Annotated in this window: 21 protein-coding genes; 7 read left to right on the top strand and 14 right to left on the bottom strand. The window is 66.1% G+C overall.

The annotated features are described in order from the left end of the window. Positions 1-5: 5 nt before the first annotated feature. The 4 genes from ROZ00_01010 to ROZ00_00995 form a co-directional block, all read right to left on the bottom strand. Positions 6-2,531, bottom strand: a complete 2,526-nt coding sequence (locus ROZ00_01010) for a serine/threonine-protein kinase (protein ID MDT3734788.1) — start codon at positions 2,529-2,531, stop codon at positions 6-8. A gap of 360 nt (positions 2,532-2,891) precedes the next feature. After that, complete coding sequence (gene sucD, locus ROZ00_01005; protein MDT3734787.1) at positions 2,892-3,779, bottom strand: succinate--CoA ligase subunit alpha; 888 nt, start codon at positions 3,777-3,779, stop codon at positions 2,892-2,894. An 11-nt stretch (positions 3,780-3,790) separates the two neighbouring features. Then, a complete protein-coding gene (gene sucC / locus ROZ00_01000) occupies positions 3,791-4,957 on the bottom strand; it encodes an ADP-forming succinate--CoA ligase subunit beta (protein MDT3734786.1) in 1,167 nt (388 codons plus the stop codon). Positions 4,958-5,116: 159 nt separating this feature from the next. Continuing rightward, positions 5,117-5,755, bottom strand: a complete 639-nt coding sequence (locus ROZ00_00995; protein MDT3734785.1) for a phenylacetic acid degradation protein PaaY — start codon at positions 5,753-5,755, stop codon at positions 5,117-5,119. A gap of 126 nt (positions 5,756-5,881) precedes the next feature. Between ROZ00_00995 and paaG the strand changes: the two genes are divergently transcribed. The 6 genes from paaG (at position 5,882) to ROZ00_00965 (ending at position 12,396) form a co-directional block, all read left to right on the top strand. Further along, the gene (paaG, locus tag ROZ00_00990; protein ID MDT3734784.1) at positions 5,882-6,664 is read left to right on the top strand and encodes a 2-(1,2-epoxy-1,2-dihydrophenyl)acetyl-CoA isomerase PaaG; all 783 of its coding nucleotides are present in this window, start codon (positions 5,882-5,884) and stop codon (positions 6,662-6,664) included. Positions 6,665-6,673: 9 nt separating this feature from the next. Further along, complete coding sequence (paaI, locus tag ROZ00_00985; protein ID MDT3734783.1) at positions 6,674-7,120, top strand: hydroxyphenylacetyl-CoA thioesterase PaaI; 447 nt, start codon at positions 6,674-6,676, stop codon at positions 7,118-7,120. A gap of 1 nt (position 7,121) precedes the next feature. After that, positions 7,122-8,327 (top strand): 3-oxoadipyl-CoA thiolase, encoded by a 1,206-nt coding sequence (pcaF, locus tag ROZ00_00980; protein ID MDT3734782.1) that lies wholly within the window; start codon positions 7,122-7,124, stop codon positions 8,325-8,327. Between the two features lie 37 nt (positions 8,328-8,364). After that, positions 8,365-9,678, top strand: coding sequence for a phenylacetate--CoA ligase PaaK (gene paaK, locus ROZ00_00975; protein MDT3734781.1), 1,314 nt, complete (start codon positions 8,365-8,367; stop codon positions 9,676-9,678). Positions 9,679-9,820: 142 nt separating this feature from the next. Further along, complete coding sequence (locus tag ROZ00_00970; protein MDT3734780.1) at positions 9,821-11,644, top strand: GAF domain-containing protein; 1,824 nt, start codon at positions 9,821-9,823, stop codon at positions 11,642-11,644. Further along, positions 11,644-12,396: a class I SAM-dependent methyltransferase gene (locus ROZ00_00965; GenBank protein ID MDT3734779.1), complete on the top strand. Its 753-nt coding sequence runs from the start codon at positions 11,644-11,646 to the stop codon at positions 12,394-12,396. Before ROZ00_00970 ends, ROZ00_00965 begins: the two co-directional genes overlap by 1 nt. Positions 12,397-12,443: 47 nt before the next feature. Here ROZ00_00965 and ROZ00_00960 read toward each other — a convergent pair whose 3' ends face one another. The 6 genes from ROZ00_00960 to ROZ00_00935 all read right to left on the bottom strand — a co-directional run bounded on the left by ROZ00_00960 (position 12,444) and on the right by ROZ00_00935 (position 18,521). After that, entirely contained in the window at positions 12,444-13,481 is a 1,038-nt protein-coding gene (locus ROZ00_00960; protein MDT3734778.1) for a TRAP transporter substrate-binding protein, read from the bottom strand. A gap of 33 nt (positions 13,482-13,514) precedes the next feature. Further along, positions 13,515-14,846, bottom strand: a complete 1,332-nt coding sequence (locus ROZ00_00955; protein ID MDT3734777.1) for a TRAP transporter large permease — start codon at positions 14,844-14,846, stop codon at positions 13,515-13,517. Then, entirely contained in the window at positions 14,843-15,373 is a 531-nt protein-coding gene (locus ROZ00_00950; protein ID MDT3734776.1) for a TRAP transporter small permease, read from the bottom strand. The genes ROZ00_00955 and ROZ00_00950 overlap by 4 nt, the downstream gene beginning before the upstream one ends. Positions 15,374-15,401: 28 nt before the next feature. Then, the gene (locus ROZ00_00945; GenBank protein ID MDT3734775.1) at positions 15,402-15,818 is read right to left on the bottom strand and encodes a thioesterase family protein; all 417 of its coding nucleotides are present in this window, start codon (positions 15,816-15,818) and stop codon (positions 15,402-15,404) included. Between the two features lie 62 nt (positions 15,819-15,880). Further along, on the bottom strand, positions 15,881-17,323 hold the full coding sequence (locus tag ROZ00_00940) for an AMP-binding protein (protein MDT3734774.1): 1,443 nt from the start codon (positions 17,321-17,323) through the stop codon (positions 15,881-15,883). Between the two features lie 55 nt (positions 17,324-17,378). Continuing rightward, positions 17,379-18,521: an ABC transporter substrate-binding protein gene (locus ROZ00_00935; GenBank protein ID MDT3734773.1), complete on the bottom strand. Its 1,143-nt coding sequence runs from the start codon at positions 18,519-18,521 to the stop codon at positions 17,379-17,381. Between the two features lie 118 nt (positions 18,522-18,639). On the opposite strand from ROZ00_00935, the gene ROZ00_00930 reads away from it, so the two are divergent. Further along, positions 18,640-19,572, top strand: a complete 933-nt coding sequence (locus tag ROZ00_00930) for a LysR family transcriptional regulator (GenBank protein ID MDT3734772.1) — start codon at positions 18,640-18,642, stop codon at positions 19,570-19,572. Here the strand turns inward: ROZ00_00930 and ROZ00_00925 are convergent. From ROZ00_00925 to ROZ00_00910, 4 genes are all read right to left on the bottom strand, one after another. After that, positions 19,569-20,765 carry a thiolase family protein gene (locus tag ROZ00_00925; GenBank protein MDT3734771.1) on the bottom strand — a complete coding sequence of 399 codons (1,197 nt, stop codon included), beginning with the start codon at positions 20,763-20,765 and terminating at the stop codon, positions 19,569-19,571. The two genes, ROZ00_00930 and ROZ00_00925, sit on opposite strands and share 4 nt — an antisense overlap. 2 nt (positions 20,766-20,767) lie before the next feature. Next, on the bottom strand, positions 20,768-22,873 hold the full coding sequence (locus ROZ00_00920; protein MDT3734770.1) for a 3-hydroxyacyl-CoA dehydrogenase NAD-binding domain-containing protein: 2,106 nt from the start codon (positions 22,871-22,873) through the stop codon (positions 20,768-20,770). A gap of 85 nt (positions 22,874-22,958) precedes the next feature. After that, positions 22,959-24,797, bottom strand: coding sequence for a feruloyl-CoA synthase (locus tag ROZ00_00915; GenBank protein MDT3734769.1), 1,839 nt, complete (start codon positions 24,795-24,797; stop codon positions 22,959-22,961). Further along, positions 24,794-25,927 carry an ABC transporter substrate-binding protein gene (locus ROZ00_00910; GenBank protein MDT3734768.1) on the bottom strand — a complete coding sequence of 378 codons (1,134 nt, stop codon included), beginning with the start codon at positions 25,925-25,927 and terminating at the stop codon, positions 24,794-24,796. The genes ROZ00_00915 and ROZ00_00910 overlap by 4 nt, the downstream gene beginning before the upstream one ends. Positions 25,928-26,035 lie beyond the last annotated feature (108 nt).

Below are 26,035 nucleotides of genomic sequence, written 5' to 3'. Positions count from 1 at the left end.
TCCTCTCAAAGATTGAAATCAACCTGCGGCGAGGGCGCACCCCCGCCCGTGCTCAAGCCCATGCAGGCACGCAAATCGGCCGCCATTTCGGCGCCGGTCTGGTAGCGCTGCGCATTGTCCTTGGCCAGTGCCCGGTCGATGATCGCCGCCAGACACTCCGGCACCTGCGGGTTGAACTCGCGGATGTGGGGGTGCGGTTCGTTTGCGATCTTGAACATCAACTGGGCCATCGAATCGCCTTCGAAGGGCAGCTTGCCGCAAGCCATCTGGTAAAGCATGACGCCGAGGGAGAAAAGGTCGGAACGGCCGTCGATCTTCTTGCCGGCCAGTTGTTCCGGCGACATGTAACTGGGCGTGCCCAACACCATGCCCGTCTTGGTCTTCGACGAATCGGTAATGCGGGCGATGCCGAAGTCGGTCACCTTGACCGCGTCGGACTCCGGCTCGTACATGATGTTGGCCGGCTTGATGTCGCGGTGGACCACGCTGTTCTGGTGGGCGTAGGAAAGCGCGTCGGCAACCCGGGCGACAATGTCCATCACCTTGGCCAGCGGCATCAGGTTGCCGGTCTTGGTATATGGGACCAGGTCCTTGCCCTTGAGGAATTCCATGGCGATGTAGGCCAGGTCGTGCTCCTCGCCGGCATCGAAAATGGTCACGATGTTCGGGTGATTCAGACGACCCGCCGTTTCCGCTTCCCGGAAGAAGCGCTCCTTCACGTCCTTGAGTTCGTCTTCCTCGAACTCCTGCGACAACGCCATGGTCTTGATGGCCACGACGCGGTTGATCTTCGGATCGCGGCCAAGGTACACCACGCCCATGGCGCCCTTGCCGAGTTCCTTCTCAACCTGGTAACGGCCAAGCATGGGTTTTTCCACCTGGCCGCCCTCGAGAATCATGGTGCCCTGTGCGGTCGATCGTCCGCCGCCGCCCAGCATCACAGTCTCCGACATGGCCTTGGCCCGATTCAGCCGTGTTTCCAGGTCGCGAAACTTCGGATTGAAATCAGCCATGTAGCGAAAAACCGACTCGGCCTTGTTGAACTGGCGCTTGCGCTCGAAATCCAGTCCCAGGTTGTAGAGGTTTTCCATCACGGCCTCGTCCATCGGGCACTTGCGGAATTTGTCGAAGGCCATGTCGAGTTGGCCCTGGCCCTGGAAGGCCAGACCCAGCATGCGGTTGGACTCGGCCGACTCGGCCTCCGATTTCTCTTTGCCCCGTTCGGTGACGAGGAAGCGCTTGGTGGTCAGCAGGGCGTGGCCCACCAACAGCAAAGTTGCGGGCACCATAAGTTGCAGCCATATCAATTGCGTCGTCATGAGGACGAAGTGCGCCGCCACCAAGGCCGCAAACAGGCCAACGGTCACGCCCGCCCCCATGCCTGCCTTGAGGCGCGGCAGTAGCGCGATCAGGTAGGCGGCCACCAGAAGGAAGGCCAGCCGCTCGACGATCCAGCCCCATGTCGGCACGACGAAGAAATGCTCTTGGAGGATACTGGACACGGTATGCGCCTGCATCAGCACCGCCGGCATGGCGGGCGACACGGGCGTGACGAAGATGCTGCCGATGCCGGCGGCCGTCGGTCCGATCAGTACGATCTTGTCCTTGTACTTGTCCAGGGGAATCTTGCCGCTGGTCACGTCGAAGAACGAATCCACCTGAAAGGCAGGTTTGCCCTCGCGATCCTTGTAGAAGAAGGTGTTCATCTGCATGACCGGGTCGGTGCCGATCTTCAGATTGCCCAGCCTTACCGAGTCACCCAGCTTGACTTTGATGTCGGCGACGCCGAGATTGAGGCTCTTCGCCGCGATCATCAGCGACAGGGAGGGGTAGATTTCGTTGAAATGGGCCAGCACCAGCGGCTCGGTGCGTATGCCGCCATCCACATCGGGATTGACGTTGAGATGGCCGATTGCCGCCGCATTGAGGCCGAGCACCTCGACGACCGGCGCCTCCACGTCAGAGGTAAGAAGCGGCGCCTCCTCGCCTTTTTCGACCTGGGAAATCGCATTTTTCTTGATGAAGTCCGGCAAGGGTCTGTCCGGCCTCCCGCGCGGCTCCCCGAGCCGAAACAGCATCGGCAGGACTACGTTGCCCGCCTTGGCGACCGATTCGCCCATGCGTCGGTCGCTATTGAGCTTCTGTTCAGCCTCGGCCAACACCGGGCCGAACTGCCCCAGGGGGGGCAACTGGGCCGCCAGCGCCTCCGGCGTACCCGTCAGCGGCGCACCGCCGGCCTGGCCGTAGAGTTCGATCAGCTTGTTGATGTAGGCGAGCCCGGGATCGATCTGGGGCTCGGAGAAGAAAATGGATGAGGCGATAACCTTGGCCTTGGCGGCCGCCAGTCCATCGATCATCTTCGCATGCACTTCGCGTGACCAGGGCCAGCGGCCGAGGTTGTCGATACTCTGCTTGTCGATGGCGATGACCGCGATCCTGCTGCTTGGCTCTCGAGACACAGCACCGACACCGAGGTCATAGGCCTTGCGCTCCAGGCTCTGCAGCAATTCGCCGCTGCCTGCAAAGAGCATGACCACGCTCACGACAACGCCGATGAACCAGTCGGTTTTCCAGAAAGTCTTTGACACGCTGCGCTGTCCTCTCCTGCCGAATATTTTGTCTTTATTGGAGAAGCAACCGTGCGCATGCGGACACCCGACCCGCAACACATTCGCGCACAGCTTGAAACGTTATGCCGCAGGCCGCAAGAATACCCTTAAAGCCGACCAACCTGCGTAGAAACAGCAATTTAATCGTAATTCTTACAGGCAAACATGAAGATAGTCAAATATTTCTTGGTCGCAAATTTGACGGCATTTCAGTCATTGCCCAAGGTCTGCAAACAACAACGCCGCCCTTGAGGCGGCGCTGCTGCCAAATACAAGAAACGATTAGAGGACGGATTTGAGCAACCGGCCCATCTCGGCGGGGTTTTTCGTCGTCCTGATGCCGCAGGCCTCCATGACCGCCAGTTTCTCCTGCGCCGTGCCCTTGCCGCCGGAGATGATGGCGCCGGCATGGCCCATGCGCTTGCCCGGAGGCGCAGTGACGCCGGCAATGAAGCCGACCACCGGCTTCTTGTTCTTGCACTCCCTGGCATACCACTCGGCGGCGGCTTCCTCGTCGGAGCCGCCGATCTCGCCGATCATGATGACGGCATCGGTGTCGGGATCGTTCATGAACAGCTCCAGCACGTCCCTGTGCTTGAGGCCGTTCACCGGATCGCCGCCGATGCCCACGGCGGTCGACTGGCCCAGACCAAGGTCGGAAAGCTGGCCCACCGCTTCATACGTCAGGGTGCCGGAGCGCGACACCACGCCGATGCGGCCCTTCATGTGGATGTGGCCGGGCATGATGCCGATCTTGATTTCGTCCGGCGTGATGATGCCGGGGCAGTTGGGGCCGCACAGAATGGTCTTCGAGCCGGCCTTGCGCATCTTGTCCTTGACCTCAACCATGTCTCGCACCGGGATGCCCTCGGTGATGCAGATGACCAAGTCCAATTCAGCCTCGACCGCCTCCCAGATGGCGGCAGCGGCGAACGGGGGCGGCACGTAGATGACGGAGGTGTTGACGCCGGTCTGCTTCTTCGCCTCCTTCACCGAAGCGAAGATGGGAATGCCCTCGTAGGACTCGCCGGCCTTTTTCGGATTCACGCCGGCGACGTAGCAGTTGGCGCCGTTGGCGTACTCCTTGCTCATCTTGGTGTGGAACTGGCCGGTCTTGCCGGTGATGCCCTGCGTGACGACCCGGGTGTTCTTGTTGATCAGAATGCTCATGCTCGTATCCCTTACTTGCCGGAAACCGCGGCGACGATCTTCTGCGCCGCATCGGCCATGTCGCTGGCGGAAATGATGGGCAGGCCGGAATCCTTGAGGATCTGCTTGCCGATGTCCTCGTTGGTGCCGCGCATGCGCACCACCAGCGGCACGGAGAGATGGACCTCCTTGGCCGCCGCCACCACGCCGGTGGCGATGGTATCGCAGCGCATGATGCCGCCGAAGATATTCACCAGGATGCCCTTCACCTTCGGGTTGCCGAGCATCAGCTTGAAGGCTTCCGTTACCTTCTCGGTGGTGGCGCCGCCGCCGACGTCGAGGAAGTTGGCCGGCTCCGCGCCAAACAGCTTGATGGTGTCCATGGTCGCCATGGCCAGGCCGGCACCGTTCACCAGGCAGCCGATGTTGCCGTCGAGGGAAATATAGGAGAGGTCGAACTTGGAGGCCTCGATCTCGGCCGGGTCCTCCTCGTCGAGGTCGCGCATGGCGACGATGTCCTCATGGCGGAACAGGGCGTTGGAATCGAAGTTCATCTTGGCGTCGAGCGCGACGACCTTGCCATCGCCGGTGAGGATCAGCGGGTTGATCTCGGCCAGGCTGGCGTCGGTCTCCCAGAAGGCCTTGTAGAGACCCTGCAGCACGCTGCGCGCCTGCGGCACGGAGGCCTCCGGCACACCGATCTTGCGGGCGACATCGTCAGCCTCTGCATCTTTCAGGCCGGCGGCCGGATCGACGAAAACCTTGTGGATCTTTTCCGGCGTATGCGCGGCGACTTCCTCGATGTCCATGCCGCCTTCGCTGGAGGCCATCAGGCAGACCTTCTGCGTGACGCGGTCCACCACCATGCCGACATAGAGTTCCTTCTTGATGTCGGCGCCTTCCTCGATCAGCAGTCGGCGCACCTTCTGGCCCTCCGGCCCGGTCTGGTGCGTCTTCAGCTGCATGCCGAGGATCTGGCCGGCGTACTGGCGCACTTCATCCATCGATTTCGCCACCTTGACGCCGCCGCCCTTGCCGCGGCCGCCGGCGTGGATCTGTGCCTTGACGACCCACGCCTTGCCGCCGAGCTCCTCGGCCGCCTTGACCGCCTCGTCGACGGAAAAGCAGGCCTTGCCGCGCGGCGTGGCGACCCCGAACTTTCTCAGGATCTCCTTGCCCTGGTATTCATGGATTTTCATGCTTTTTCCTTGCTGGTTGATGCTGAAGAAGGCATGCCGGAAAGGCGCATCGAGGTGTCAGGAAATGCAGCCTTTCGGAGAAACGCGATAGGTTTCATGTAGCTTGCCATAATATCATATTATGACCCCTCTTCAGAGAGGAAAAAGGCGTCCGGATGACTATTCGTCCTTGTTTTCGGCTGCCGCCCCGGCCCAGTCCGCCTTGGCTTCGATGAGCGGCTTGATTTCAGGCAGAAGGATGCGCTTGCGATCGGCCTCGACTTCGGTCAAGGCGACAGTCTCGGTCATGGTCGCCAGCGAACGGCGCGCCAAATGCTGGTACAGGGCAGTACCCTCGACTTTCCAGGCCATTTCCTGCTCGCTCAGTTCGCGCACGACCTTGGCCGGAATGCCCGCCGCCAGGCTTTTCGGCGGCACCACCATGCCGGCCTTGACGAATGCCATGGCGGCCACGATGGATGATTCCCCGACCTCCGCCTTGTCCATCACGACCGCATTCATGCCGACAAGTGCATTGCGGCCGATATGGCAACAATGCAGGATAGCGCCATGGCCGATATGGCCATTGTCCTCGACCAACGTATCGCGCTCGGGAAATCCATGCACGATGCAGCAATCCTGGATATTGACACCCCCCCCGATCAGGATCCGGCCGAAATCCCCGCGCAGGCAGGCATTCGGCCCGATGTAGCAATCCGGGCCGACAATCACGTCGCCGATCAGAACTGCAGAAGCATGCACAAACGCCGACGGATGGACGACGGGTGTCACGCCTTCGATGGAATAGACTTTAACCATAAGGAATCATGTTGCATGTTGTCTGCCCGAGCTGAATTATGTAGCATGGCGGAAGTGATGTAAAACGATACTCATAAAAACAATAATTTGTAAGTTTTTGTATCATTTTGGATAGCCGAATTGCCCATGAGCGATGTGCTCTATGAATACCGCGACGGCGTCGCCCGCATCACGCTGAATCGCCCGGACAAGCTGAACAGCTTTACCGCGGCGATGCATGGCGAACTGCGCCATGCCATCGAGCGCACGCAGGCTGAGGGCGCCCGCGCCCTGATCCTGAGCGGAGCCGGCCGCGCCTTCTGCACCGGCCAGGACCTGGCCGAACGCGTCATGCCGCCGGGCGCGCCGCCGCCGGACCTGGGCCACTCCATCGAGACCCATTACAAGCCGCTCGTGCTCGCGCTGCGTGCCTTGCCGATGCCGGTGATCGCCGCCGTCAATGGCGCCGCCGCTGGTGCCGGCGCCAACCTAGCGTTCGCTTGCGACATCGTGTTGGCGGCCCGCTCCGCGGTGTTCATCCAGGCTTTCAGCAAGCTCGGCCTGGGGCCTGATTGCGGCGGCAGCTACTTCCTGCCGCGGCTCGCCGGCACTGCACGCGCCTTGGGCCTTCTGCTGACTGCGGACAAGCTGACCGCCGAGCAGGCCGAGGCCTGGGGATTGATCTGGAAATGCGTGGACGATGAAATCCTGACGACCGAAGCCGAGGCGCTGGCCGTCCGTTTCGCGCAGGGACCGCCGCTCGCTTATGCTGCAATCAAACGCACGCTGCATGCTTCCCCGCACAACACGCTCGAGCAGCAGCTCGACCTGGAACGCGACACTCAGCGCACGCTTGGCCGCAGCGAGGACTACCGCGAGGGCGTGACCGCTTTCATGGAGAAACGCATGCCGGCCTTCAAGGGAAAGTAAACTTCGCCAATGAGCCCTGCCCGAAAAGCACAGGAACTGGCCGAAGCCGTCGGCCGCGAGATGTACGCCAAGGACCGCACCTCGCAATTTCTCAAGATCGCCCTGGATGAGATCCGGCCCGGCTATGCGCGCATGACACTGTGCGTGACCGAACACATGGTTAACGGCCATGGCATGTGCCACGGCGGCTTCATTTTCACGCTGGCGGACTCGGCCTTCGCCTATTCCTGCAACAGCCACAACCACAATGCCGTCGCCTCGGGTTGCACGATCGACTTCCTCGCCCCCGCCCACGTCGGCGACCTGCTCACTGCCGTGGCGGAGGAACGGACGCTCGCCGGCCGCAGCGGCATCTACGACATCGATGTGCGCAACCAGGACGGCAAGCGCATCGCCGTGTTCCGCGGCAAGTCGCACCGCATACCGGGCGAAACGGTCAAAACCCAAGGAGACTGAGTTGAACGAAGCCTTCATCTGCGACGCCGTTCGCACCCCCATCGGCCGCTACGGCGGCGCGCTCGCCTCGCTGCGCGCCGACGACCTCGCCGCGCTGCCCCTCAAGGCGCTGATGAAGCGCCATCCGGACATGGACTGGAGCGCCGTCGACGACGTCATCTACGGCTGCGCCAACCAAGCCGGCGAGGACAACCGCAACGTCGCCCGCATGGCCCTGCTTCTCTCCGGCCTGCCGAAGACGGTGCCCGGCGCCACGGTCAACCGTCTCTGCGGCTCGGGCATGGATGCCGTCGGTTCCGCCGCGCGCGCCATCCGCGCCGGCGACACGGAACTCATGATCGCCGGCGGCGTCGAGAGCATGACGCGCGCGCCCTTCGTCATGGGCAAGGCCGACGCCGCCTTCTCGCGCAACGCGGCGATCTACGACACCACCATCGGCTGGCGCTTCGTCAACCCGCTCATGAAGAAGCTCTACGGCACCGACGCCATGCCGGACACTGCCGAGAACCTCGCCGACGAACTGAAGATCGCCCGCGCCGACCAGGACGCCTTCGCCCTGCGCAGCCAGCAGCGCGCCGTGACGGCCCAGGCCGCCGGCCGCTTCGACGACGAAATCGTGCCGGTGGAGATCCCCCAGAAGAAGGGCGAGCCGAAGATCGTCGCCGCCGACGAGCACCCGCGCGCCGATACCAGCCTGGAGAGCCTGGCCAAGCTAAAGCCCATCGTTCGCGAGGACGGCACGGTGACCGCCGGCAACGCCTCGGGCGTAAACGACGGCGCCTGCGCCCTGCTGCTCGCCTCGGAAGCCGCCGCCAAGCGCCATGGACTGACGCCGCGCGCCCGCATCCTCGGCATGGCCACGGCGGGCGTGGCGCCGCGCATCATGGGCATCGGCCCGGCGCCGGCGACGCGGATACTGCTCGAGCGCCTGGGGCTCAAGCTGGGCCAGATGGACGTCATCGAGCTCAACGAGGCCTTCGCCGCCCAGGCGCTGGCCGTGACGCGCGACCTCGGCCTGCCCGACGACGCGCCGCAGGTGAATCCGAACGGCGGCGCCATCGCGCTGGGCCATCCGCTCGGCATGAGCGGCGCACGGCTCGTTGCGACCGCCCTGTACCAGTTGCAACGCACGAGCGGCCGCTATGCCCTGTGCACTATGTGCATCGGCGTCGGCCAGGGCATCGCGCTCGCCATCGAGCGCGTCTGAACAAAAGCATACGGGAGAGAACAAGGAGGAGATCATCATGCCAGTCAAGACACCCAAGCCCGGCGACCTGGAGCCGATCGAGAAAGCCAGTCGCGACGAGATCGCGGCGCTGCAGTTGCAGCGCCTGAAGTGGTCGCTCAAGCACGCCTACGACAACGTGCCGCACTACCGCAAGAAGTTCGACGCCGCCGGGGTGAAGCCGGAGGACCTGAAGCAGCTGTCGGACCTGGCCAAGTTCCCCTTCACCACCAAGCAGGACCTGCGCGAGAACTACCCCTTCAGCATGTTCGCCGTGCCACGCGAGCAGGTCGTGCGCATCCACGCCTCGAGCGGCACCACCGGCAAGCCGACGGTGGTCGGCTACACCAGGAAGGACATCGACGACTGGGCCAACCTGATGGCGCGCTCGATCCGCGCCTCCGGCGGCCGGCCCGGCGACATCGTGCATGTCGCCTACGGCTACGGCCTGTTCACCGGCGGCCTCGGGGCCCACTACGGCGCCGAGCGCCTCGGCTGCACGGTCATCCCCATGTCCGGCGGCCAGACCGAGAAGCAGGTCCAGCTGATCCTCGACTTCAAGCCCGACATCATCATGGTCACGCCCTCCTACAGCCTGGCCATCGCCGACGAGTTCGAGCGCCAGGGCCACGACCCGTCGAAGTGCTCGCTGTCGGTCGGCATCTTCGGCGCCGAGCCGTGGACCAACCAGATGCGCGCCGAAATCGAGAAGCGCCTCGGCATCGACGCCGTCGACATCTACGGCCTGTCCGAGGTGATGGGCCCCGGCGTCGCCAACGAGTGCATCGAGACCAAGGACGGCCTCGTGATCTGGGAGGACTTCTTCTATCCGGAGATCATCGACCCGGTCACCGGCGAGGTGCAGCCCGACGGTGCCACCGGAGAACTGGTGTTCACCTCGCTCGCCAAGGAGGCTTTGCCGATCATCCGCTACCGCACGCGCGACCTCACCCGCCTGCTAGCGCCGACCGCGCGCTCTTTCCGCCGCATGGACAAGATCACCGGCCGCTCCGACGACATGCTGATCATCCGCGGCGTTAACGTCTTCCCCTCGCAGATCGAGGAACTGATCCTCAAGATGCCCAAGCTGGCGCCGCACTACGTGCTGGAGGTCTCCCGCCCCGACCACATGGACGAACTCGATGTGCTGGTCGAGATGAAGCCGGAGTTCGCCCAGGCGCCGGCGGCCGACCAGCAAGCGGCGGCGAAGGAGCTGCAGCACCACATCAAGTCCTACATCGGCGTGTCCACCCAGGTGCGCGTCGTCGGCCAGAACGCCATCGAACGCTCGATCGGCAAGGCCAGGCGCGTCATCGACAAGCGGCCGAAATAACCGGCCTCGCCCGTCCCGAAGGCGGCCTGCGGGCCGCCTTCTTCTTGCTTGCAGGAAAACTTCCCGCACGCCTTCACGGCAGCGCTTGAGGCGCGTCCCGAATCGGCGGAGAATCCGGGCAAGAGCAATGTCATTGCCGAGCATGAAGCAACCCACCGACAGCCCATCCGATCCGCAGGCCGAACTGGCGGCGCTGAGAAAGCGCGTCGCCGCACTGGAGTCGCACGAGGCCGAACTGGCCTGGGCACACAACACCCTGCTCGAACAGATCAGCCACGAGCACAAGCAGACCGAATCGGCCCTGCGCGTTTCGGAGGAAAAGCTTTCGCGCATCTACGCGGCCAGCCCCGATGCGATTGCCATCAGCTCGCTTACCAGCGGCTGTTACGTGGATGTCAACCCCGCCTTCGAGCGTGTTTTCGGCTTCGCCCCGGAGGAGGTCATCGGACGCAAGGCCGTTGAAGTCGGCGCTTGGCCCGACCCGACCCTGCGGGAACGTTACGTCGGACAGCTGCGCAGGGACATGGCCATCGTGAACGAGGAGGTCCGCTTCCGTCACAAGTCCGGAAGGCTTTTCGACAGCCTGTTTTCCGCCAGCCTGGTCGAACTGAACGGCGACCCCTGCATGCTCTCCATCACGCGGGACATCAGCGACCGCAAGCGCATCGAGCAGCTCATCCTCGACAAGAATCGCATGCTGCATGCGGTGAGCGAGGCGCAGGCCGATTTCATCGCGGATGCCGACCCGCATCCGACCTTCGATCGCCTGCTCGGCCATCTGCTCGATATCACCGACAGCAGGTATGGCTTCATCGGGGAAGTGTTTCGCGACGAGTCGAATGCGCCCTACCTGCGGCCCTACGCCATCACCGACATTTCCTGGGACGACGCCTCGCGCCAGCTCTACCGCAGCTATGTCAGCGGCGGCTTCGAGTTCCGCAATCCCAATACCCTGTTCGGCCGCGTCATGACGAGCGGTCGGCCGGTGCTGTCCAACCGCCCGGCCGACGATCCCCGCCGCGGCGGCCTGCCCCCCGGACATGCGCCCCTCGACGCCTTCATGGGCCTGCCGCTCTTTCGCGGCGAACAGCTGGTCGGCATGGCGGCCGTCGCCAACCGGCCGGGCGGCTACGACGAGGCGCTGGTGGAACACCTGCAGCCCTTCACCGCCACCTGCGCCGTGCTGATCGAGGCCTACCGCAACAGTCAGCGCCGCCGGCACGCCGAAGGCATGCTGCGCCAGCTCAACCTGGAACTGGAGGATCACGTCAACCAGCGCACGTCCGAGCTGCAGGCCTCGATCAGGGAACTGGAGAGCTTCAGTTACTCCGTCTCGCACGACCTGCGCTCGCCGCTGCGCGGCATCAACGGCTTCGCGCGCCTGCTGCTGGAAGACTACGGCGAGCGGCTCGACGAACACGGCAAGGAATACCTGCGCCGCATCTGCTCCGCGACCCTGCGCATGAGCGAACTCATCGACGGCATGATCGATCTGGCCCAGCTCACCCGCGAACCCATCCACCTGGCCGAGGTCAACCTCTCGCGCCTCGCCGAATCGATCGCGCGGGAACTGCAGCACGCCGAGCCGGATCGCGACGTCGAGTTCGCCGCCATGCCGGACATCCGGGCCCGCGGCGACGAACGCCTGCTGCGCGTCGCCCTGCACAACCTGCTGTCGAACGCCTGGAAGTTTACGGCCCGCAAGAAGGCCGCCTGCATCGAGTTCGGCGCCAGGCAGGCCGGCAGCAGCCTCGCCTACTACGTCAGGGACGACGGCGCCGGCTTTGACATGAAATATGCCGACAAGCTCTTCGGCGCCTTCCAGCGCCTGCACGGCGTCAAGGAATTCGCCGGCACCGGCATCGGCCTGGCTACCGTGCAGCGCATCGTCCAGCGCCACGGCGGATTGGTCTGGGCCGAAGGCGAGACCGACAAGGGCGCCACTTTCTACTTCACCCTATCCTGATGAACGGCAAATTCAAGGACCACTTCTCTCGGCAGGCGCCCGATTACGCGCGCTTCCGGCCGAACTACCCGGGCGAACTGTTCGCCTGGCTGGCGGACATCGCGCCCTCGTGCGGCACCGCCTGGGACTGCGGCACCGGCAGCGGCCAGGCCGCGGTCGGGCTGGCCGCGCATTTCGAGCGTGTCATCGCCACCGATCCCAGCCGCAAGCAACTCGAGCATGCCGAGCCGCATCCCCGTGTCGACTATCGCGTGGCGTCGGCGGAAGTCAGTCGCCTGGATACGGCGAGCGTCGATCTGGTCGCCGTGGCGCAGGCCATCCACTGGTTCGACCTGGACAAGTTCTACGCCGAGGCGAGGCGCGTGCTGAAACCCGGCGGCGTCATCGCCGCGTGGACCTACACCCTGCTCGACGTCGAGGCCGGCATCGACGAACTGCTGACGGATTTCTACAGGAACGTGGTCGGCCCCTACTGGCCGCCGGAACGCCGGATGGTCGACGACCGCTACCGCTCGCTGCCTTTTCCCTTCGAGCCCATCGCGCCGCCCGCCTTCGAGATTCGCACCGAATGGACGCGCGACGACCTGCTCGGCTACCTCGGCACCTGGTCGGCCACGCAGGCCTTCATGAAGGCGAACGGCATCGACCCCCTCGTCGAATTCGCCCGCCGCCTGGCGCCGCTGTGGCCGGATGCCGCCCCGGTCAAGGCACTGCGCTGGCCTTTGCACCTGCGTGTCGGCAGAACCAAATGAAAAACGGCCGGCGGAGGTTTCCGCCGGCCGTTCCCTGAGTCAGCTTCTTACTTGTCGTACTGGTTGAGCAGCGCGCGCGCCGCCTCCAGCAGCTTCTTGCCGTCGGCGCCCTTGGCCGAGACGTCCTTGACCCACTCATCGTCCACGCTCGCCGTGGCCTTCTCCCAGCGCTGGTACTCAGCATCCGAGAGCACGGTGACGGTATTGCTGCGGTCGGTGGCCGTCTTGCGGCCGGGGGCGATGGTGCTGTCCCACACCTCGCCGGCCCAGGCCGAGGCTTCGGCGCCGCTGTTGGCGTCGATCACCTTCTTCAGGTCGGCCGGCAGGCTGTTGTACTTCGCCTCGTTCATCGCCACCACGAAGATGGTGTTCGACATCTTGCGCTTGCCGGGACCGGTCTCGGTATGGAACTTGGTCACCTCCTGCACCTTCAGCGCCGGCACCACCTCCCACGGCAGCGAAGCGCCGTCGACGACGCCCTTGGCGAGCGACTCCGGCACCTGCGGCACGGGCATCTGCACCGGCGTGGCACCCAGCGCCGTCAGCACGCGCGTGCAGATGCGGGTCGGCGCGCGCACCTTCAGGCCCTTGATGTCCTCCAGCGTCGCCACGTTCTTCTTGGCGAAGTGCAGCTCGGCGCCGTCATGCACGTGGGCAAGAATGAGCTTGGTGCCCTTGAACTCGTCCAGCGAATGCTTCTGCACGTATTCCCAGAAGGCGCGGCTGCCGCCCTTGGCGGTCTTGGTCATGAAGGGCAGTTCGAACACCTCCGACTTGAGGAAGCGGCCGGCCTGGTAGGTSGGCACCGTCCAGATGATGTCGGCGACGCCGTCCTTGGCCTGGTCRAACAGYTGCGGCGGCGTGCCGCCGAGCTGCATGGCCGGGTAGATCTGGCACTTCATGCGGTTGTTCGACTCCTTGGCGATCTTCTCGCACCAGGGGCCGAGCAGCAGCCGCTGCGAGGTTGCCTGGGGGCCGAGGAAGTGGTGCACCTTGAGGGTGACCTCCTGTGCCGCGGCCTGGCCGGCCGCGAAAGTCAGTCCCAGCGATACGGCGAGCGGGGCGAGCGATTTGCGGAATTGCATGTTTATGTCTCCTCCTTAGTTGTTGTTCGGCGGTCAGCCGCCGAATGCGTGCACAAGGTACAACGAAATCATCGGGAAAAACACCAGCAGCACGATGCGGGTTAGGTCGGAAACCAGGAAGGGGACCACGCCCTTGAAGGTCTCGACCAGCGGCACGTTGCCGGCCAGCCGGTTGATGATGTAGACGTTCATGCCGACCGGCGGGTGCACCAGGCCGATCTCCACCACCATCAGCGCCAGGATGCCGAACCAGATCGACTTGTCGGTCTGCGACATGCCCCAGAAATCCAGGCCCATCACCATCGGGTAGAAAATCGGGATGGTGAGCAGGATCATGGCCAGCGCGTCCATGACGCAGCCGAGCAGGATGTAGATGAGCAGGATCATCGCCATCACCAGCAGCGGCGGGAAGCCGCTGCCCTTGACCCACTCGGCCAACTCGCCCGGCATCTGCGACAGGGCCAGCGCCGTGTTGAGCATGTCGGCGCCGAGCAGCACCAGAAAGATCATGGCGGTCGCCTGCGCCGTTCCGAGCAGGCTGTGCTTGAGCTGGACCAGGCCGAAGTTGCCGGAGAAAAGCGCCAGCACGCCGCAGGCCGCCGCGCCGATCGAGGCCGCCTCGGTCGGGTTGGCCCAGCCGCCGTAGATGCCGACGATCACCACCACGAACACCAGCAGCACCGGCAGGACGGCGAGCAGGCTCTTCAGGCGCTCCGGCCAGGGCACGCGCGGGCCGGCCGGGCCGGCAGCCGGATTCAGGTGCACGACGATCTGCACCACGATCATGTAGCCGAGCATGGCGATGATGCCGGGGATCACGGCCGCCATGAACAGCTTGCCGATGGATTCCTGCGTCAGGATGGCGTAGATCACCAGCGGCACCGAGGGCGGGATCATGATGCCGAGCGTGCCGCCCGCCGCCAGCGCGCCGGTGGCGAGCGAGCCGGAATAGCCGAAGCGGCGCAGTTCCGGCAGCGCCACCTGGCCCATGGTGGCGGCGGTCGCCAGCGAAGAGCCGCAGATGGCGCCGAAGCCGGCGCAGGCGCCGATCGAGGCCATGGCGATGCCGCCCTTGCGGTGACCGAGGAAGGCGCTGACGAAATGGAACAGCAGCTTGGAGAGGCCGCCGTGCGTGGCGAACTGGCCCATCAGCAAAAACAGCGGGATCACCACCAGGTCGTAGTTGGAGAGCCGCGCGTAGGCCAGGTTCTTCAGCGAATTGAGCAGCGGCAGGGTCTCGCCGCCCAGCAGGTAGAGATAGCCGCCGGCGCCGCACATGAACATGGCGATGCCGATCGGCACGCGCAACACCAGCAGCAACAGCAGGATGCCGAAGATGATGAAGCCGACCGAGGTGCCGCTCATCGCTTCGCCCCGCGCTGCGCCCAGGTGTGGGCGCACATGTAGAAGCCGGCCAGCGCCAGCAGGACGAAGCTGGGCACCATCAGCGCCTGGGCGATCCACACCGGCAGCTCGAGGATGGCCGAAGTTTCTCCCGCCTCCTTCACCGTCATGGCGCCGGCCCAGGCGCGCCAGGCAATCAGCGCGCCGAACAGGCCGACCAGCAGCGAGCCCATGGCATCGAGGAAGGCACGCTTGGCGGCCGACAGGCGCGTAGTGAAGAAATCCACCTTGACGTCGCCGTGCACGAGATGGGTGTAAGCAAAAAAGGTGGCCGAGGCGAAGGCCGCGCACAGCTGCAGGAGTTCGACATCGCCAGGCACCGGCGCGCTGGCGACTTTCCGTCCGACGATGGAGACAACCGACATCGCGACCAGCAAGGCGAACACCCCGCCGCCGGCGATGGCCGTCCATTTCGACACCGCCAGCAGCGCCCGGCCGAAGGGACCGAAGCCGCCGCCCGGCGTCGCGCTCGAAGACGCTTCCTGCACTATTTCTCCTCCTCCTTTTGTACGTTTCTTATTGTTCGCCCAGCGCCGCCCGCACTTCCGGCGGAATCGGCTGCGGCTGGAAGCGGCGCGGATCGTCCGGGTGCTTCACCACCCAGGCGCGCAGCTCGGAGCCTTCCAGCAGCACCTCGTCGCCGCAGCGCACCACGTGCTTCACCAGGAACATCTTCTCGCGCCACTCCGCGACCCAGCTTTCCTGTAGCAGGTCGTCGCCCATGTGGCCGGGACGGCGGAACTTCGCGCCGGCGTCCACCAGCGGGAGATAGACGCCGCGGTCGCGGATCAGGTCGCCCGGATAAAAGCCCGCGACCTCGAACAGGCGCCACGTGCCCTGATCGAACCAGCGGAAATAATTCGGGTAGAAAGTAATTGCCGCCGGATCGCAGTCTCCCCACTCGATGCGGATGGCCAGGGTGTTTCTCAGCATGGCGCTCCCTTTTTTACCGGTGGAAAGCTACGCGGATTTTGTTGGACTTGCAACAATCTTGCTCAAGTCGCCAGCGCCTTCAGCGCCCCGCGCCGCAGCTTGCCGGTCTCGGTGCGCGGCAACTCGGCGATGACGTGGATCTCCGAGGGCCGCTGGTAGGCCGGCAGGTCCGCGATGGCCTCCGCGGCGGCGGTCCGAGCGGTGGCTTCGCCCGCCTCGCCCGGCACCACGAACAGGTGGAGGGCAATCGTATCCTCGTTCTCGCTGCCGCGCGGCACCACGCAGGATTCGCGCGCCACGCCCTGCAGGCGGGTCGCCAGCGTCTGTTCCAGCGCGACGGTATCCACCCAGCGGCCGAATACCTTGAGCAACTGGTCGGAGCGTCCGGCGAAGCTCCAGCCGTCGCCGCCGTCCGGCCCGGCCGGCCGGAACAGGTCGCCGGGCGAAAAGCCGTTTCCGCCGAAGCGCGCGCTGTCGTGCGTCACCACGCGCGAATAGCCGAGTGCCACGGCCGGGTGGGAGAACCACAGGCGCACGGTGCCGTCGCGGCCGCCGGCCTCCTCCGCATCGACCCGCGCCTGCGTCAGCGGCGTCGGCTGCGCGCCGGCCATCTCCGCCGTGCGGTAGAGCACCAGCGACAGCGTCTCCGTCGTGCCGTAGCCGTTCACCAGCGGCACACCGGTCCGGTCCCGCCAGGCCGCGGCGACGTCGGGCGGGCAGGCCTCGCCGGCGGAGACGGCGCGACGCACGCCGGCGAAGGACACTTCTGCCTCGACCAGGCGCCGGTACAGCGTCGGCACGCTGAAGAACAGCGTCGGCCGATGCTGCGAAACGAGCCGCGCCACCCGCTCGGGGTTGGGCCACTCGGCATCCAGCACGACGCTGGCACCCAGGCGGAGACCGGCGAACAGCGCGTTCGCCAGCGGGTAGGCGAAGAACAGCTTGGAGGTGGAGTAGAAACGGTCCTGCGCAGTGGCGCCGAGGATCTCGCGGGCGAAGACGTCGGCCCGGGCGGCGGCACGGTGCGCGTGGATGATGCCCTTCGGCTTGCCGGTGGTGCCGGAGGAATACAGCCAGAAGGCCGGATCGTCCTCCTGGGCCTGATGCAGCGGCGCCGTCCCGGCCGTCTCCTCGAGCAGGCGCTGCCAGGCGCCCCGGCCCATCGCCCGGGCGTCGGCTACGGCCAGCGCCGTCTCGTTCTCGAGCAGCAGGGCGACGGCGCCGGAATCGGCGATGAGGTCGCGGATCAGGGCCACCTCGGTGCGCGGGCTGACGGCAATGGGAATGCCGCCCATCCAGACGAGCCCGAGGAAGGCGACGACCCAGTCGGCGCCGTCGGCCAGGCCGAGCACACAGCGCTCGCCGGGGCGCAGGCCCCGCGCCGCCCACGCCGCGGCGGCCCGCCCGACGCGGCCACGCAGTTCGGCATAGGTCAGTTGCCCGTCGGCATCGAGGATTGCGACTGATCCGGCATTTCCCCGGAGCAGCAAGTCGGCAGCATTCATGTCATTCCCGATTCGTTGTGAAGTGGATGCCTCGCGCACCCGATCCAAGGCCGGTTCAGAAAACCAGCTTGCAGTTGTTGCTGATGATGCCGATATCGACAAAACGCGATCCGGTGCGGCGCGTGGCGGAAAAATCCACCATGAATCCGCCGACGTCCGTATCCCGCATCGATTCGAGCGCCTGCAGCAGCTTTTCGCGCGTCGGCACGGTTCCGGCCCGGCGCAGCCCCTCGATCAGCACCTGGGTGGTGACGTATCCCTCGAAATGGCTTTGCGTCGGCAAGGCCCCTGCGCCGCCGAAGCGCTGGAAGTCTTCCTGGAAACGCCTCGACACGGGAACCGTCGGGCTCGCCGCGTTGGGGAACACCTGGGCGATGCCGACACCGCGCGCCATCTCGTTGCCGGCGATGCGGCAGATCGCTTCCGCCGTGCCATACGACAAAGTCATCACCGGCGAGGCCATGCCGGTCGCGCGATACTGCTTCACGAACTGGCCGGCCGGCTGCGCCGGACTGATGAGGATGACGACATCGGGAACGGCCTGCCGCAACGCCGCCAGCGCCGCGGAAAAATCGATGCTGGCGCCGATCGGAAAGGCGGCCGACACGGCCACCTCCTTGCCTCCCGCCCTGAGCAGGCGTTCAACCTCGGCCAGGCCGGCCTTGCCGAAGGGAATGTCGGCATACACTACGGCGACCCGTTTCATGCCGATGGTCAGGCCATGCTCGACGATGCGGCGATACTGGTCCTGGTCGCCGGCGCGCACATGGAACACATAGGGATTGGGAGGATTGCGAAGGGGCTCCGCGCCGGGAATCACGCCGATGATCGGCATGCGCACCGAATCGACCACCTTATCCTTGAGGACGCGCGACATCGACGGGGAGCCGACCGGCAGCAGGAGGGCAAGGGTCTTGCCGGCCGCCTCCTTGCGGATGAGCTCCACCGTAAGGTCGGGCTTGTACTCGTCGTCCAGCGTGTTGAGGACGACTTTCTGCCCGTGCAGACCGCCGCGGGCGTTGAGCGCGTCGATGGCGATGCGGATGCCGAGGTTGTAGGCCTTGCCTTCCTCGCCGATGGGACCGCTCATCGGGGCGATCTGGGCCACCGTCAGGTTGGCGGATGCCGGTGCCGCGGCCGCGGCCGGCGCAAGGGCGCACGCGCCCATGAACCAGCCCAGGATTCCTCCTCTGCTCATGTCTCCTCCTCGTTGTTCGCGGCTTGACCGCGTTTGTTGTGCGGGCATTAGACGGGATCGCTCCGAGCGTCAGCAAGACCGCCGGGGCAATACGCATTATCAGTTTTGGTAATATTGCATGATGAAAGACTTCGATCTGAACCTGCTCCGCGTGGTCGTCGCGCTCTACGACGCCGGCAGCGTCGGCCGCGCGGCGCAAGCCCTCGGCATGAGCCAGCCGGCGATGAGCGCGGCGCTGGCGCGCCTGCGCAAGGCCTTCGGCGAACCGCTCTTCGTGCGCACCGCGCGCGGCATGTCGCCGACCGCGCGCGCCCACGCGCTGGCCGCCGGCGCGCGCGAGGTGCTGGCGCGCATCGCCGACGACGTCCTCTCGGAAGCGAGCTTCGATCCGGCAACCACGTCGGCGACGTTCACCATCGCCATGTCCGACGTCGGCGAGATGGTGTTCCTGCCGAAGATCCTGGAAAGCCTGCAGCGCGAGGCGCCGCACGCCGTGGTGCGCTCGGTGTCGCTGCCGCCGGCGCGGCTCGAGCAGGCGCTGGAGAGCGGCGAGGCCGACCTCGCCGTCGGCTACTTCCCGGACCTCAAGTCGAGCGCCTTCTTCCAGCAGCGCCTGTTCACCCACCGCTTCGTCTGCCTGCTGCGCGCCGACCATCCGATCCGCGGCCGCAAGCTGACGCTGGAGCAGTTCCTGTCATTGGGACATGCCGTGGTGCGCGCCGAAGGGCGCAGCCAGGAGATCTTCGAGAAATATCTGGAACGGAAGAAGATCGCGCGGCGCATCGTCCTGCTGACGCCGCACTTCATGAGCATCCCGACCATCATCGGCAAGACCGACCTGGTGGTGACCCTGCCGCACGCCATCGGACTGTTCTTCTCGCAGGCGGGTGCCAACATCAAGGTGATGGAGCCGCCCCTGCCGATTCCACGCATCGAACTCCGGCAGCACTGGCACCGCAACGCCCACCACGATCCGAAGAACAAGTGGCTGCGCCGCCTCGTCGCCAGCCTGTTCACCGACGCCAGCGACGAGTGGCCCTACCCTTTCTAGGCACCTGAGACCCGCAGCACCACCGCCATGCCGGAATCGCCGGCGGCGCAGCCGGTGAAGAGACCCGTCCCGCCGCCGCGCAGCGCCAGTTCCTCGATCAGCTCGATCACCGAGCGCAGGCCGGTGGGGCCCTGCGGATGGCCCCAGATCAACGAGCAGCCGAAGTTGTTCATCTTCTCCAGCGGGAAGCCGGTCTCGCGGGCGAAGGCGATGTCGTTCACGGCGAAGGGGTTGTGCGTCTTCACCGCGTCGACGTCCTTCATGGCGAGGCCTGCCTGCTTCAGCGCGGCCTGCGCGGCCGGCGCCGGCGCCATTGGCATGAAGCCCTTCTCCACCCGCGCCTGGCCGAAGCCGAGCAGTTCGACCTCCATCCCCTTGTCGGCCGACAGCTCGCGCGCCAGCTCCCGCGTGGTGACGATCACGCCGGCGTTGCCGTCGGCCGGATGGGTCTGCGTGCCGAAGCTCACCGTGCCGCCCGGCTTGACCGGCTTCAGCTTCGCCAGCCCCTCCACGGTGGTCGGGAAGATGCCCTCGTCCGCCGCCAGGACGCCGGTCTGCTTGCGGAAACCCGAATCGGTGATCGGCGCCTCGGCCATGTAGCGGCGCTGGAAGGCGCGGTCGTCGGCGAGCGCCGCCTGGTATTGGGCGTAGCGCGCCAGCGTGACCTCGGCCTGCTCGGCAGCGCCCACCTTGAAGCGCGCCGCGACGTTCTCCGCCGTGTCGATCATGGCGTTCTTCGCGTGGGGATCGTGGGCGAAGTTGTCGAGCACCCATTTCTCGCTGTGCCCGCTGCCGCCCGGCGCCGAGGCGTCCGGGTAGTAGACGATGGGGCCGTTCGAGCAACGGTCCGCCGTGACGACGAGGGCGCAGCGCGCGCTGCCGGCGCCGACTTCCTGCGCCGCCATCTGCAGCACCCGCGCGCTGGTGGCGCAGGCCTGCTGCACCGTCGGGCCGGGCACGTTTTCCAGGCCCATCATGCCGGTGAGCCAGGGCAGTCCGTAGAAGCTGCCGTGCTGGATGTTGGTGATGCCGAGAAGGCCCAGGTCAACGAGTTCGCCGGGAATGCGCTTCGCCTCGAAGACCTGCCGGCCGACCGCGGCGGCGAGGCGGATGCTGTTCAGGTTGGCGAGCGATCCCTGCCACTTGGCGAAGGGGGTGGACCAATAGGCGCCGTAGGGGATGAATGCCTTCATGATCACACCTTCCTTTCGGCTTGCCATTGCGCGAAGCTGGAACCCGCGGCGGCGAGCTTTTCCAGCAGCGGGGCCGGCTGCCAATATTGCGGATCGAGCGTTTCCCGGAACGCCAGGATCCGGTCGTAAATGACCTTCAGTCCGATCGTGTCGGCGTAGAACATCGGGCCGCCGCGGTAGCCCGGGAAGCCGTAGCCGGCGGTGTAGACGATGTCGATGTCCGAGGCACGACAGGCGACGCCCTCCTCGAGGATGCGCGCACCCTCGTTGATCATGGCGTAGAGGCAGCGCTCCTGGATTTCCTGCTGCGAAGGTTTCCGCTGCGGCACGCCGAGGCGCGCCGCCTCCTCGCGGACCAAGGCTACCACCTCGGGGTCGGGCGTGCGCTTGCCGCCCTCGTAGCGATAGTAGCCGCGGCCGCTCTTCTGGCCGAGCCAGCCGCGTTCGGTGAGCATGGCCGAGGGCCGGTAGAAGCTCGGGTCGTCAGGAAGGAGATGGGCGCGCTCGACGCGGGTGAGGTGGCCGATGTCCACGCCGGCCATGTCGTACACGGCGAGGATGCCCATCGCCATGCCGAAGCCTTCCAGCGCGGCGTCGACCTCCTCCGGCGTGGCGCCCTCCATGACGCAGCGCTCGGCCTCGCGGCCGTAGGGGTCCATCATGCGGTTGCCGATGAAGCCGTAGCAGACCCTGGCGACGACGCCGACCTTCTTGATGGTCTTCGCGATGTCGAGCGCGGTCATCACCACGTCGGGCGCGGTCTTCGCGCACTGCACGATCTCCAGCAGGCGCATGACGTTGGCGGGGCTGAAGAAATGCAGGCCGATGACGTCCTGCGGCCGCTTCGTCACGGCTGCGATCTCGTCGATGTCCAGCGTCGAAGTGTTGGTGCCGAGGATGGCGCCGGGTTTCGCCACGGCATCCAGCTTCGCGAAGATCTCCTTCTTCAGCTTCATGTTCTCGAACACCGCCTCGATGACGAGGTCGGCATCGCCCAGCACGTCGTAGTCGAGCGACGGCTGGATCAGCGCCATGCGCTGCTCCAGCTGTTCCGGCTTCAGGCTGCCGCGCGACACCGAGCGCTCGTAGTTCTTGCGGATGGTGGCGAGGCCACGGTCGAGCGCCTCCTGCTTGGCGTCGACGATGGTCACCGGGATGCCGGCGTTGGCGAAGCACATACTGATGCCGCCGCCCATGGTGCCGGCGCCGACGATGCCGACCTTGGCGACCTTGCGCGATTTCACGTCGGCCGAAAGGCCGGGGATCCTGCGCAGCTCGCGCTCGGCGAAGAAGAGGTGGCGGTAGGCACGGCCCTCGACGGCGCGCTCGACCTGGTTCGACAGTTCGCGCTCGCGGGCGATGCCGGCGTCGAAGGGCAGATCGACCGCGGCCTGCACGGCGTCGAGCAGGACATGCGGCGAGTTGCGGTTCCTGAACGCCTTGCCGAGCTGGGCGCGGCGCGCGGCGAGGATCTCGCCCGCCCTGTCCGCGCCGGCGACGGGCATCTCGCGCGTGCGGCGCGGGCCGCGGCCCCCGGCGACGAGCTCGCGCGCATAGGCGACGGCCGCGGCGGTGACGTCGCCAGCGACCGCCGTGTCGGCCAGGCTGACTTTCACCGCCTCGGCCGCGGACAGCGGCTTGCCGGAGAGCATCATGTCGAGCGCCGGCTCGAGGCCGACCAGGCGCGGCATGCGCTGCGTGCCGCCGGCGCCGGGAATGATGCCGAGGGTGATCTCCGGCAGGCCGAGCTTCGTTCCTTGCTGCACGACGCGGTAGTGGCAGGCGAGGGCGGTCTCAAGGCCGCCGCCCATCACGGTGCCGTAGAGCGCCGCCACCACCGGCACTTCGCTATCCTCGATCAGGCGCAGCACCTCGTGGTAGCCGGGTTCCTGCACGCCGGTCTCGAATTCGCGCATGTCGCCGCCGGAAAGAAAGGTCTTGCCGGCGCAGGCCAGCACGACGCCCTTCGCGGCGGCATTGCCGCGCAGCGAGGCGAAGGCGGCCTTGAGTCCGGCGCGCACGTCGCGCGAGAGGGTGTTGACGGGAGGGCTGTCGACCGTGACGACGGCGATGTCGCCCTGCATCGAAACGCTGACCAGTTCGCTCATTTCATGGCTCCTGCAAAAAATTCGGTCAAACCGTCCCCGTCCTCCGCTTTCGGGAGGCATCTCGCCGTACCGTGGGGACTGACTTTTAGATCGCTATCACCGAGACGTCGTGAGGCTCCGCATACAAACGCGCGACCAGTGCAGCGCGGCGCGAAAGCACGGCACGCTGGTTGATGTAGCCCTTGTCGGTGATCTCGTTGGCGTCGATCGACGGCGGCTCCGCCATCAGCAGCGCGCGCGTGGCGTAGGTCGAGCTGCCGCCGCCCTCCTGCTTCAACTTCGCCATGCCCTCCTTCAGGCGCGCGGCGACGCGCGCGTCGGCCAGCACCTGCTCCAGCGGCGCGTCCGCCGGCAGGTCCGGGCAGAGGCCGCGGCAGCCCGGCGGATTGGCGAAGACGAGGAAACCGGCCTCCTCGCGGTCGTGCCCGGTGACGACGAGGTCTTGCGCCACGGGTGCCAGGGCAGCGAGCGCCTTGACCCGAATCGCCCCGACATGCACCCAGACGCCGCTCATCAGCTTGAAGTCCTCGGCGATGCGGCCGTCGAACTCGATGCCCTTTGCCGGTTCCTTGGGATCGGCGAAGCGGCCGGCGTCGCCGATGCGGTAGAAGCCTTCCTCGTCGAAGGCCGCCTGCGTCAGGTCCGCCCGCTTCCAGTAGCCGGGCGTGACGTTGGGGCCGCGCACGCGCAGCTCCAGCTTGTTCTCGTTCGGCACCAGCTTCACCTCGGTGCCGGGCGCCGGCAGGCCGATGACGCCGGCACGGTCGATCTCGAAGTGCACCGTGGTCACCATCGGCGCGGTTTCCGTCGCGCCCCAGGCCGACACCATCACCGTGCGCTTGCCGCGCTCCTGCACCGAGAGGTCTTCCAGCTTCTCCCACAGGTTCTGCGGCAGGGCGGCGGCGGCGTAAAAAATCATCTGCAGGTCGCGGAAGAAGCTCTTGCGCAGCGCGGCGTCCTTCTCCAGGAAGGGAATCAGCGCGTCGAAGCCGCGCGGCACGTTGAAGTAGAGGGTCGGCGACACCTCGCGCAGGTTGGCCACGGTCTTCTCGATGAGGCCGGGCACCGGCTTGCCGTCGTCGATGTAGAGCGTGCCGCCGTTTCGCAGCACCATGTTGAAGTTGTGGTTGGCGCCGAAGGTGTGGTTCCACGGCAGCCAGTCGACGATCACCGGCGGCGTCTCGGCGAGGAAGGGCCAGACCTGTGCGATGGCCTGCTGGTTCGAGCAGAGCATGCGCTGGGTATTGATGACGCCTTTCGGCTCGCCGGTCGAGCCGGAGGTGAACAGGAACTTCGCCACGCTGTCGGGACCGACCGCCGCGTAGGCGCGGTCCACCTCCGCCCCCGGCGCCTGGCGCAGGTCGGCAAAGGCGGTCGCCTTCAGCCCGGCCGGCGGATTGGCGCCGAGCACGATCTCGGCGCCGCCAAAGTCCACCGCCTGCAGCACGCTGGCGAACTTGGCGCCGTCGGCGGCATACACCAGACCGGGCTGGAGCAGCCCGGCGATGGCCTTCACCTTGGCATAGTCCTTCGACATCAGGGAATACGCCGGCGAAATGGGAGCGATCGGCACGCCGACGTGCAGGGCGCCGAGCATCAGCAGGGCATGGTCGATGGCATTGTCCGAGAGCACCATCGCCGGCCGTTCGGCCGAAAGGCCGCGCGCCAGCAGCGCGGCGCCGATGGCGCGGGCCTCGGCCAGCGCCTCGCCGTAAGTCAGCCGGCGCCAGTCGGCGCCAACACGCTCGGCGAGGAAGCAGCGCTCCGGCGCTTCCCGCGCCCAGCGTTCGAGGTGCTCGCCTAGGCAGCGCGCATAGGCCACCAGTTTCTGCGGAGAGCGCAGCACCAGCGCGCCGTCGGCGCGCCGGTCGACCTCGACCGCTGCCGGCGCGAAGTGCAGGCTGGCAAACGGCGCCTTGCTCACTTCAGCAGCTTCCAGTCGCCGTTGGCCACGGTCGCCATGATGGCGGCGCGGGCGTCGAAGCCGTTGTGGTTGGTCGGCGACATGCTGAACACGCCGTGGGCGGCGGGCAGCTCCTTGACGTTCTCCAGCGCCTCGCGCAGGGCGGCGCGGAACTCCGGGGTGCCCGGCTTGGCCTTCTTCATGGCCTCCGGCACGACGCGGGTGAGCAGCAGGTAGGCGTCGTAGGCGTGGGCGCCGAAGGTGCTGCGGCTGTTCGGACCGTGCGCGCCCTCGTAGAGCTTGACGTAGTCGAGCGCCGGCTTCTTCGACGGATGCGAATCGGGCAGCTGTTCGGCCAGCAGCATCGGTCCCACCGGGAAGATCGTGCCCTCGACGTTCTTGCCGCCGACGCGCAGGAAGTCGCGGTTGGCGATGCCGTGCGTCTGGTAGAACTTGCCCTTGTAGCCGCGCTCGACCAGGGTCGACTGCGGCAGCACCGCCGGCGTCCCGGAGCCGGCGACGAGCACCGCATCCGGATTCGCCGAGAGCAGCTTGAGCGCCTGGCCGGCGACGCTGGTGTCGTTGCGCTGGTAGCGCTCTACGGCGACGAGCTTGATGCCTTTCGGCTCGGCCGCGCCCTGCATGGCCTTCAGCCAGAGTTCACCATAGGGATCGGCATAGCCGATGAAGCCGACGGTCTTCACGCCGTTCGCCGCCATGTGGTCGACGATGGCGGTGGCCATCAGGCCGAAGCTCTGCGGCGTCGAGAAGATCCAGGCCGACTTCTCGCCGGCCGGCGGCACCGGCGCCATGGCGATCTGCGGCGTCTTCGTCTCGAAGGCCACCTCGAGGATCGCCACCGAGGTCGGCGTGGCGGTGGCGGCGATGAGCACGTCGGCCTTGTCCTCGGAAACGAACTTGCGCGCGTTCTTCACCGCCGTGGTCGTGTCGGTGGCGTCGTCGAGCACCACCCATTTCACCTTCTCGCCGGCGATGGTCTGCGGCAGCAGGGCGACGGTGTTCTTCTCGGGAATGCCCAGGGAAGCGGCCGGGCCGGTGGCCGACACGCTGACGCCGATGGTGATGTCGGCCAGCGCCGCGCCGGCGGCGCACAGGGTGGACAGCAATACAGCCAGTTTGCGGATACGCATTTGTCTCCTCCTCGTTATTGGTGTGCGTTCTTTTTGTGGTCGTCGCCACAACGCGATGCCACCTTACGCCGCCAAAACTAACTTTGTCAAACAGTTGTTAGGTTAGTT

The sequence above is a fragment of the Denitratisoma sp. genome (assembly GCA_032027165.1).
Classification (GTDB): Bacteria; Pseudomonadota; Gammaproteobacteria; order Burkholderiales; family Rhodocyclaceae; genus Desulfobacillus.
This window is presented reverse-complemented; position numbering and strand designations above follow the sequence as displayed.